Source organism: Kangiella sp., from assembly GCF_048265365.1.
Classification (GTDB): domain Bacteria; phylum Pseudomonadota; class Gammaproteobacteria; order Enterobacterales; family Kangiellaceae; genus Kangiella.
Genome location: NZ_JBLXBT010000023.1, coordinates 1 through 7231 on the forward strand (window position 1 = coordinate 1; position 7231 = coordinate 7231).

General features: G+C 46.4%; 12 protein-coding genes. 10 read left to right on the forward strand and 2 right to left on the reverse strand.

Annotation, left to right across the window (positions count from 1 at the left end; all coding sequences use genetic code 11):
- Nucleotides 1–191 precede the first annotated feature (191 nt).
- Entirely contained in the window at nt 192–1184 is a 993-nt protein-coding gene (locus tag ACN0VI_RS15345) for a tyrosine-type recombinase/integrase (protein WP_417447409.1), read from the reverse strand.
- A gap of 3 nt (nt 1185–1187) precedes the next feature.
- The gene (locus tag ACN0VI_RS15350) at nt 1188–1835 is read right to left on the reverse strand and encodes a LexA family transcriptional regulator (RefSeq protein WP_417447410.1); all 648 of its coding nucleotides are present in this window, start codon (nt 1833–1835) and stop codon (nt 1188–1190) included.
- 132 nt (nt 1836–1967) lie between these two features.
- On the opposite strand from ACN0VI_RS15350, the gene ACN0VI_RS15355 reads away from it, so the two are divergent.
- The 10 genes from ACN0VI_RS15355 (at nt 1968) to ACN0VI_RS15400 (ending at nt 7131) form a co-directional block, all read left to right on the forward strand.
- Nucleotides 1968–2222 (forward strand): hypothetical protein, encoded by a 255-nt coding sequence (locus ACN0VI_RS15355; RefSeq protein ID WP_417447411.1) that lies wholly within the window; start codon nt 1968–1970, stop codon nt 2220–2222.
- Nucleotides 2223–2315: 93 nt separating this feature from the next.
- The gene (locus ACN0VI_RS15360) at nt 2316–2531 is read left to right on the forward strand and encodes a hypothetical protein (RefSeq protein ID WP_417447412.1); all 216 of its coding nucleotides are present in this window, start codon (nt 2316–2318) and stop codon (nt 2529–2531) included.
- Nucleotides 2521–2916, forward strand: coding sequence for a hypothetical protein (locus ACN0VI_RS15365; RefSeq protein ID WP_417447413.1), 396 nt, complete (start codon nt 2521–2523; stop codon nt 2914–2916). Before ACN0VI_RS15360 ends, ACN0VI_RS15365 begins: the two co-directional genes overlap by 11 nt.
- Nucleotides 2913–3305, forward strand: coding sequence for a hypothetical protein (locus ACN0VI_RS15370; protein ID WP_417447414.1), 393 nt, complete (start codon nt 2913–2915; stop codon nt 3303–3305). The genes ACN0VI_RS15365 and ACN0VI_RS15370 overlap by 4 nt, the downstream gene beginning before the upstream one ends.
- A gap of 10 nt (nt 3306–3315) precedes the next feature.
- A complete protein-coding gene (locus ACN0VI_RS15375) occupies nt 3316–5121 on the forward strand; it encodes a replication endonuclease (protein WP_417447415.1) in 1806 nt (601 codons plus the stop codon).
- Between the two features lie 14 nt (nt 5122–5135).
- Nucleotides 5136–5324: a hypothetical protein gene (locus tag ACN0VI_RS15380; protein WP_417447416.1), complete on the forward strand. Its 189-nt coding sequence runs from the start codon at nt 5136–5138 to the stop codon at nt 5322–5324.
- Entirely contained in the window at nt 5314–5766 is a 453-nt protein-coding gene (locus ACN0VI_RS15385) for a hypothetical protein (RefSeq protein ID WP_417447417.1), read from the forward strand. Before ACN0VI_RS15380 ends, ACN0VI_RS15385 begins: the two co-directional genes overlap by 11 nt.
- 3 nt (nt 5767–5769) lie before the next feature.
- Nucleotides 5770–6240 carry a hypothetical protein gene (locus ACN0VI_RS15390; RefSeq protein ID WP_417447418.1) on the forward strand — a complete coding sequence of 157 codons (471 nt, stop codon included), beginning with the start codon at nt 5770–5772 and terminating at the stop codon, nt 6238–6240.
- A complete protein-coding gene (locus tag ACN0VI_RS15395; protein WP_417447419.1) occupies nt 6224–6838 on the forward strand; it encodes a hypothetical protein in 615 nt (204 codons plus the stop codon). The genes ACN0VI_RS15390 and ACN0VI_RS15395 overlap by 17 nt, the downstream gene beginning before the upstream one ends.
- A gap of 137 nt (nt 6839–6975) precedes the next feature.
- Nucleotides 6976–7131, forward strand: a complete 156-nt coding sequence (locus tag ACN0VI_RS15400) for a hypothetical protein (RefSeq protein ID WP_417447420.1) — start codon at nt 6976–6978, stop codon at nt 7129–7131.
- Nucleotides 7132–7231 lie beyond the last annotated feature (100 nt).

Here is a 7231-nt window from a genome sequence, read left to right on the forward strand (position 1 = left end):
ATCAACTTTCAAAACCCCTTCTTTGATCCAAGTCTGGATACGAGAACGGGAATAGTCGCTGAACAATTCTGTTGCGATTTGATCAAATCGGCTCCCTCCTAAATCGAAGGGAACTTGGGCTTCCTTTTGTATTCTCATATCTTCTTGATTTTCTTGGCTTTTTTCTTCATTCATTTCTTAAGTGTCCATTTTTAGACCAGTCCGAGCGAGTTTAGCGGGTTAAATGTTAAGCAGTCGTTCAGGTGGTCGGGTGCGAGGTGCGCATATTTTAAGGTCATTTTAATGTCAGAATGACCTAGAATTTTTTGCAATGTGAGTATGTTACCACCATTGATAATAAAATGACTCGCAAACGTGTGGCGCAATACGTGTGTTTTTTGGCCTTTTGGTAGTTTGATGGTTGTTTTATCTAGCGCGGCATAGAAGTGCTTTGCGCTTGGCTCGAATAGTTGGCCGCTTTTTGCGTGTTCTGCGAGACGTTTAGACAGTTCTGAGCTGATGGGTATGGTTCGGTTTTTGCCGCTTTTCGTCTCTGTAAAGGTGGCTTTCTGGTTTTTGGTTTTGCCTGTGGTTAGGTTTTCGGCCTCGCCCCATCGTGCGCCCGTTTCTAAGCAAATGCGCGCGATTAGCTCGGCGTTCGGGTACGGTTTAAGTGCGTGCAATAATTCAACTATTTGGGTGCTTTCCAAGTAGTGCATTTCTTTTTCTTTTTCTTTGAGCTTAGCCAGTGACAACAAGGGGCTGGGGTAGTCAATTACGTTTATTTTTTGGAGCTGATTATAAACCGCATTAATAAAAATCATTTCTGTGTTAATGGTTTTGATTGCTCGGCCTTGGTTGATTCGTTCGGCTCTGTATGCGCTGTATTGTGCTGGTGTTAGTTCGCGCGCGAGCGGATCGCCCAAGCCTGCGGCGGTGTTTTTAAGTTTGCTTAGTCGTTTTTGGTTGTACGTTAGGTTTTGGCCGTGGTGTTTGTACCATAGATCGATAAGGTCAGATAATCGGCGTGTGTCGCTCTGGCGTGGCTCCCACGGTTTACCCGTTGTTGTGTGTTGCGCCTCTACAAACTTTTGGTAACGCTCGGCCTCGGCTTTCGTCCGGCATGTTTTGCGGTATCGCTTGCCGTTCGCGCCTCCCGCTCTAAAATCGACTTTCCAACCGTCTTTAGTTTGTTTAATGCTCATGGGTTACACCATTTTTCGCCCGAACCAAACAACGCGCCCAATAATTTTAAGGCGCTCCAGGTCATGTTTAGAAATTTCGATGCTCATGTGGTTTTTGTTGTCGCTGGTCACGGCAATGCGGCCATCAAGTAATTTTTGCACTCGCTTAACGAATAGCTCGCCTTCGTAGTTGATCACATAAATGCCGCCATCACTGCCAATCAAATTATCTTCCCTGTCGATCAGTAACGAGTCACCACTGGCGATGGTTGGTTCCATGCTGTCGCCTTTGGCGTAAATGCCGATTAGGTCTTTATTGTTGATGCCTTCACGCTTTAACCATTCTTTGCTTAGCGTAAGGTGTTGTTCTATTGGCTCGGCTTCAACGAGTGAGCCACCGCCCGCGCTCGCTTGGATTGCGTACTGAGGAACAGGAAGAAGTTTTGATGTATCAGAACCTGCGTATTTGTCCCCCGTTCCGTTAAGCAGCCATTCAATAGAGACACCAAACTCTAGCGATGTGCTGCAAACCTCTTTGTAAGGTATTACATCCCTATTTTTCCAGTGAAAAACACCTGTTTTACTCACTCCAAAGATTTCAGAAAGTTGTTTATCTGTATTCACTGCATGAATTAATTTCAATCTTTCAACTACTTCGCTCGAATTGTTCATCTAAAAAATCCTATAAATTCATAAATGGGCTTTACACATTACAAAATGGTGTCTAACATCCAAACAGTTCCATTTATGAAACCATATGGTTTTAAAAAGGTAATATCCGTACATCTTTAGGAGTGTAGACCAATGATTGAACAAGTAAAAGGCACTAAAAGCGCGTCATTTGTACAAATTGACGACGGCAAAACCAAAACAGTGTTTGGTTTGCCGCCTTATATGACCGCTGAACAATGGTCGGTATTGATCGGCAAATCTGAAAGCGCGGTGAAAAAAGACCTACAGCGCGGCGCGATTGCTCGTTATCAGCCAGTGGTAGGCGGCTTGGTTTATGTGAACGTAACTAAGGAAATGCAGAAGACAGAAGCGGCGGCGGATTATTAAGCATGGAATTTTTCGCGGTGGGTATGGTTTGGGGTTTTTTGTTTGGTTCGCTGGCGGCTTATGGCGCGGTTAAGTACGGGAAAGGGGTAAGCAATGATTAAAGCAACAAAAAACGGTTTGGTTTTTGAGGATTCGAAAACGGTTATTGAGTCGTCCTGTATTGATTGCGGATGGACGGGAAGCGAATCGGAACACCACTTTTTAGATGGCTGGCATGTTTGCCCTAAGTGCCACCAAGCGGAATTTTTAGTAAGTGGCGATGAACTGGACGAAATGAACGAAAGCGAGGGGTGCCGTTTTGAAAATTAGACTATTAAGAGATTTGAATGTTGAGGCGCGACATGGGGCGGTAGCGGGTGCCATTTTCGAAGTAATAACAGAGCAACAAAATCCTTTTTGTTATGTTTTTGCTTCTCGTGATGGCACTAAATTGCGCGCGTTCCCCACTGATTGTGAAATCTATGAGGCCGAATCGAAAGTGGAAGTAGGCATAAATGACAATGATAGAGCGTGGCGCGAATTGGTGTATTTAGACGAAATGATTATGGGGCTTGAAGAAAGACTCCAACAAAACAACTTCAATCCTAAATTAACGTCACTAGAAGTAGAGCTTGCAACGCATCAACTTAAATTAATGCGGAATTGTCGAGAGGCGCACTCTTTGAGAATTTCAATAGAGAGTAAATTGCTTTGAATGCCGCCGCCGCTCGCTTGGCTCAAATATCGAGCGAATTAAAAGACTCCCCTCTGTCAGATAAAACCCGCGAACTATGGGACGAATTCAAAAAGGTAAAAGCCGTGATTAACCAAGAAAATGAAAACCGATTTTTTAAGATGCTCGAAGCAGCCCCCGAACTAAAACAATACTGGGACATTCCCGAACGCATGCCAAAAATGAAATCTATCCAAACTGCATTGCATCGAAAAGGCAAAGAAGACGGCGTGTTATTGCGCTTCTTTGGCTCTGTCTGGTTTGGTAACTCGGATATGTTCGATTTTGATTTTATCCATGCCGTTAAGCACATGAGCGAGCGAGATATAAAAATCGTTCGTAAGTGGCTTGTTTCGCCGTTCTTTTGCTGAGGTGGGCATGATGACTGAATCCACACCTACGGCACAGTGCTTAAAGTGGCGTAACGAAATGCTAGACGGTGTAAGCCCTCAAGACGTGGGCTTTTACCGCTCGCGTCTTGACGAGTTAGACCGTACCAAGGGTTATGTTGTTGCAAACGGTTGGCTACGTAATTCTGATAAGCGTATCGAGATAGACAAGGTTCTATCTCGACTTGGTTCTATGAAACTGTGTGTAGGCCAAGAAGCTGAGCGACTATCGAAAAAGAACATAAACATTGCTTTGGAATACGTCCGAGGCGTAGCGAATCGTCTTTATTACTGTGATGAATGGATTATGGATCTCACAGGCGACAAGCTGAACGACTGGGCGCAAGAGAAAAGCCGCCGCTTTGAAATGTCATCTAAAGGTAAGTTGGTTCGGCTTCACGCCGACTTTTTTGAGTTCGTTAAGGCTCAAGCGAAGATTGCGGGTTCCCTGTTCAACCGTTGGGATGACTTGGACAAAGTAGAAGCGTTAATACTGCGAATGTTTACGCCTGAATGGTGGAAACGCCAAGCCAAGCGCCAATATAGACACGTTGAGAATATCCGCCGTGAGTGTGGGCAGGTTTGTTACAAAGAGTCGGCTTACGTGTCCCGCTGGGGTATTCAGCGCCACCGAAAACAGAAACAGGCCAACCGCGCTTTTCTGGAAAGCATGGAAGCCGTGAACCAGTACGAGCAATCTTTTACGCTGGCGCAACTGTCTGAAAAAAGCATTTCAAACCCTATTCATTGCAAAGCCGAATTAATGGTTCGTGTTAAAGGCTGTCAGTTCTTGGCTGTCGAGCATGGGCATGTTGGCTGGTTTATCACGCTTACTTGTCCGTCAAAGTATCACGCTATTCATAAAGAGACAGGCCACCGAAACGGCAAGTTTTACGCCTTTGGTCGTCCTACTCCCCGCGATGCTCAAGACCATTTAAAAAAGGTGTGGGAAGCGTTCGGGAAGGCATGCAGCAATAAAGGCATTCACTACTACGGCGTTCGTGTTGTTGAACCACACCACGATGGGACACCGCACTGGCATTTGATTCTATTCACGCATCCAGATCAAAGCGGCGAAATGTTAGCCGAGTTTAGAAAGCAGGCTTTCAAAATTGATGGTGAGGAAGCAGGGGCGAAGAAAAGCCGCTTTGAAGCCAAGAAGCTAGACCCAGCCAAAGGCGGCGCGGTGGCTTACGTTGCTAAGTATGTGGCGAAGAATATCGACGGTGTAGACGCTGACGGTAAGTGCATAGGTGTGGATGATGAAACCGACCTAGATTTTATCAATTCTGCAGAACGTGTACAGGCTTGGAAAAGCCGTCATGGTATCCGCCAATTTCAATTCGTAGGCTCGGCCTCTGTCACGGTATGGCGCGAAATTCGCCGCCTTAAAGATTCTATCCCAGACACTTTTTTAGACATCTATAACGCCGCTAAAGCGAACGACTGGAAGCAGTTCACCATTTTAATGGGTGGCATGAATGCGGGACGTAAACAGCGCATCAAGCCATTTTACGAAGAAGGCGAAAACAACCAATTCGGCGAGCCTACAAAAAGCGTTAAGGGCTTGGTGTCCTTCATGGTTAAGCCAGAAAGAAAAGATAAAGAGGCTCAAACGGTTGTGGCTGAGTACGTGCCTACGCGCCTTTATGAATGGATCGTTCAACGTGTCGGGGCTGCGTCTGGCTCTGTCTCTTGGGCTTTGTCTGAAGGAGCGGCGAAGCCGTTCCCTAGAACTCGTGTCAATAACTCCCCGCCTCCAGATTGGCGGGAAAATATCAACGTAATTTATCAATAACGAAGAGGCTAAAAATGGAAAGAATCGAAAAAATAGAACGGGCTTTGGATCAAATCGGAAAAGGCATCAAAGAGATGGAAACGCTCGGCGCTTTTTCTGTGACTCGTAAAGTTGAAATCGCGGATCGTGGCGCGCGCATGGCGTATGCGGCTATGCGTGAAATGGTGGCGGAATTAAAGGAGATTAAAGCCCATGGCAAGTAAAGCGGAAGTGATTGGGGAGATCGTTTGCGAGTGTGGCCGCTGTGCATACGTGGAGCAAACCAAGCGCAAAGGCGATTTTGTGCAGGTGCGGTGTAGTGCGTGTGGTGTCGATCAGCGTACTGGCAAGACAGTGCAAGCGCGTTGGAAAAGTATCATCAAGCCCGTTGGATACTATCACGATAGTAAAGACGTGGCGGCGTTTGGCGCTGTCAGTGTCGAAAAAGCGGCGGATACTAAAACCGATACTATCGACAATAGTACCGATACACCAAAAGAGGCCGAAAAAAAAACGCCGTCCGAGCCAGTAGTGGCGCGGGTTAATACTATGAAAAAGCAGCCTAAAAAATCCAGCGGCGGCGCGTGGCTGGGTTTAGGTGTTTTCATAGTATGCGCGGGTGTATCAGTACTATCGTCTGAACTATTAAAAGTAAGTAAGGGGTAAATCATGGAAATGCAGGAAAATGAACTATTAGAGCAAGAAGATACTATTGATCAGGACGAAGGCTTAAGCCTTGACGATCTTTTGGAAGAAGCAGAGCAAGAGGCAACGCAAGAAGCCGAGCCATCAAAACAAGAAAGCGCGGCTAGCCGTGAACGTGCGGAACGCTTGGCGGCTCGCTTCAACAATATGCTTTGGTGGGGTTTATCGAAAACATACCCAGCCGCCGAAGTAGAGGGCGAAAAAATAGAGGCTGGCGCGGCGGCGCTGGTTCCTCTTGCGGAAAAATACGGCGATGCAATGCCCGAATGGATAGACGACTTTATGGAAAAGCCCGAGATCAAGGCGGGGCTTTACGTGGGTACGGCAATCATGGCGGCGCGTGCTTCGCACATGGCGGCAATCACTAAGGCGCAAGAAGCAGAGCAAGAAAAAACAGCGCAAAAACAAGGGGGCGAAGTTGGCCAAGAATCCTAATACAGCCTTACCCAATCAACATAAATTTATTACCGCCATTACTGGCGGTGGTAAAACCCAAGCAATTAAGAACCTTGTAAAAGCGTCAAAGCGTGCGGTTTTCTGGGATCCTGATAATGATCACAATTGTAAGCATTTCGCAGACAAGCAAGCATTTATCAATGCGTTAAAGCTGGTTATGTCTCGCGGTGGCCGTATTGGCTGGAATGGCGACGATGACGAAACCACATTCGAATGGTTCATGATGTGTGTGTGGGCGGCGTTAGACGGCACCAAGTTACTAGACGTGATTGTTGAAGAAGCGGCGGACGTTGGGCTTAAGCAATCAATGCCGAAATGGACGGGCAAAGTATGGCGCCGCGCTCGTAAATATGGCGGCGTGTTGATCGTCGGCACCCAGCGCGTTCAGGAAGTGCCGAAGGCGTTTATTACCCAAGCAGGGGAAACCTATATCGGTATTCAGAGAGCAAACGACCAGCACTACATTAAGCGCCAGACAGGTCTGAAACCTGAGCTTATGGGGGCGCTTGATCCGCTCAATTTCTACAAAGTAGTGAAAGATTCATTCGAAAAAGTCACGTTCAAATACATTGGATAGCCCTTTTCAGGGCTTTTTTTTAACTAATTTCATACTATTAATAGTATCCCATACTATAACCCCTATTGACGCTCATACTATCCCCTGCCCTATCTTTCGAACCTCTTAAACACAAACCCAAGAGGGGAAAGCATCAAATGAATGAAACAGTAACCAAGGTAAAGAACTCTGTTGACTGGAAAACGGTTATTTCCGTTTCAGTCGGCCTAGTTGCTTTTGGCACCGCAGTTTATGCGATTAGCAAAACAGGCAAAACGGGTAAGAAACTCGCTTCTGTCGTAACTGGGGGTTAAGCCATGCGCGCCATTTTTGAAGAATTAAACCCGTTTTCGGGTGAGCTAACGAAAGGCAAGCGCCTATCGCTAACGCTACCGCCAAACACGGTTTACCGTT

What these genes read in the sequence shown, in the direction of transcription:
- ACN0VI_RS15375 (WP_417447415.1), top strand. Translation starts at nt 3,316, where the DNA reads ATGACTGAATCCACACCTACGGCACAGTGCTTAAAGTGGCGTAACGAA.
- ACN0VI_RS15390 (WP_417447418.1), top strand. Translation starts at nt 5,770, where the DNA reads ATGGAAATGCAGGAAAATGAACTATTAGAGCAAGAAGATACTATTGAT.
- ACN0VI_RS15350 (WP_417447410.1), bottom strand. Translation starts at nt 1,835, where the DNA reads ATGAACAATTCGAGCGAAGTAGTTGAAAGATTGAAATTAATTCATGCA.
- ACN0VI_RS15355 (WP_417447411.1), top strand. Translation starts at nt 1,968, where the DNA reads ATGATTGAACAAGTAAAAGGCACTAAAAGCGCGTCATTTGTACAAATT.
- ACN0VI_RS15345 (WP_417447409.1), bottom strand. Translation starts at nt 1,184, where the DNA reads ATGAGCATTAAACAAACTAAAGACGGTTGGAAAGTCGATTTTAGAGCG.
- ACN0VI_RS15385 (WP_417447417.1), top strand. Translation starts at nt 5,314, where the DNA reads ATGGCAAGTAAAGCGGAAGTGATTGGGGAGATCGTTTGCGAGTGTGGC.
- ACN0VI_RS15360 (WP_417447412.1), top strand. Translation starts at nt 2,316, where the DNA reads ATGATTAAAGCAACAAAAAACGGTTTGGTTTTTGAGGATTCGAAAACG.
- ACN0VI_RS15380 (WP_417447416.1), top strand. Translation starts at nt 5,136, where the DNA reads ATGGAAAGAATCGAAAAAATAGAACGGGCTTTGGATCAAATCGGAAAA.
- ACN0VI_RS15400 (WP_417447420.1), top strand. Translation starts at nt 6,976, where the DNA reads ATGAATGAAACAGTAACCAAGGTAAAGAACTCTGTTGACTGGAAAACG.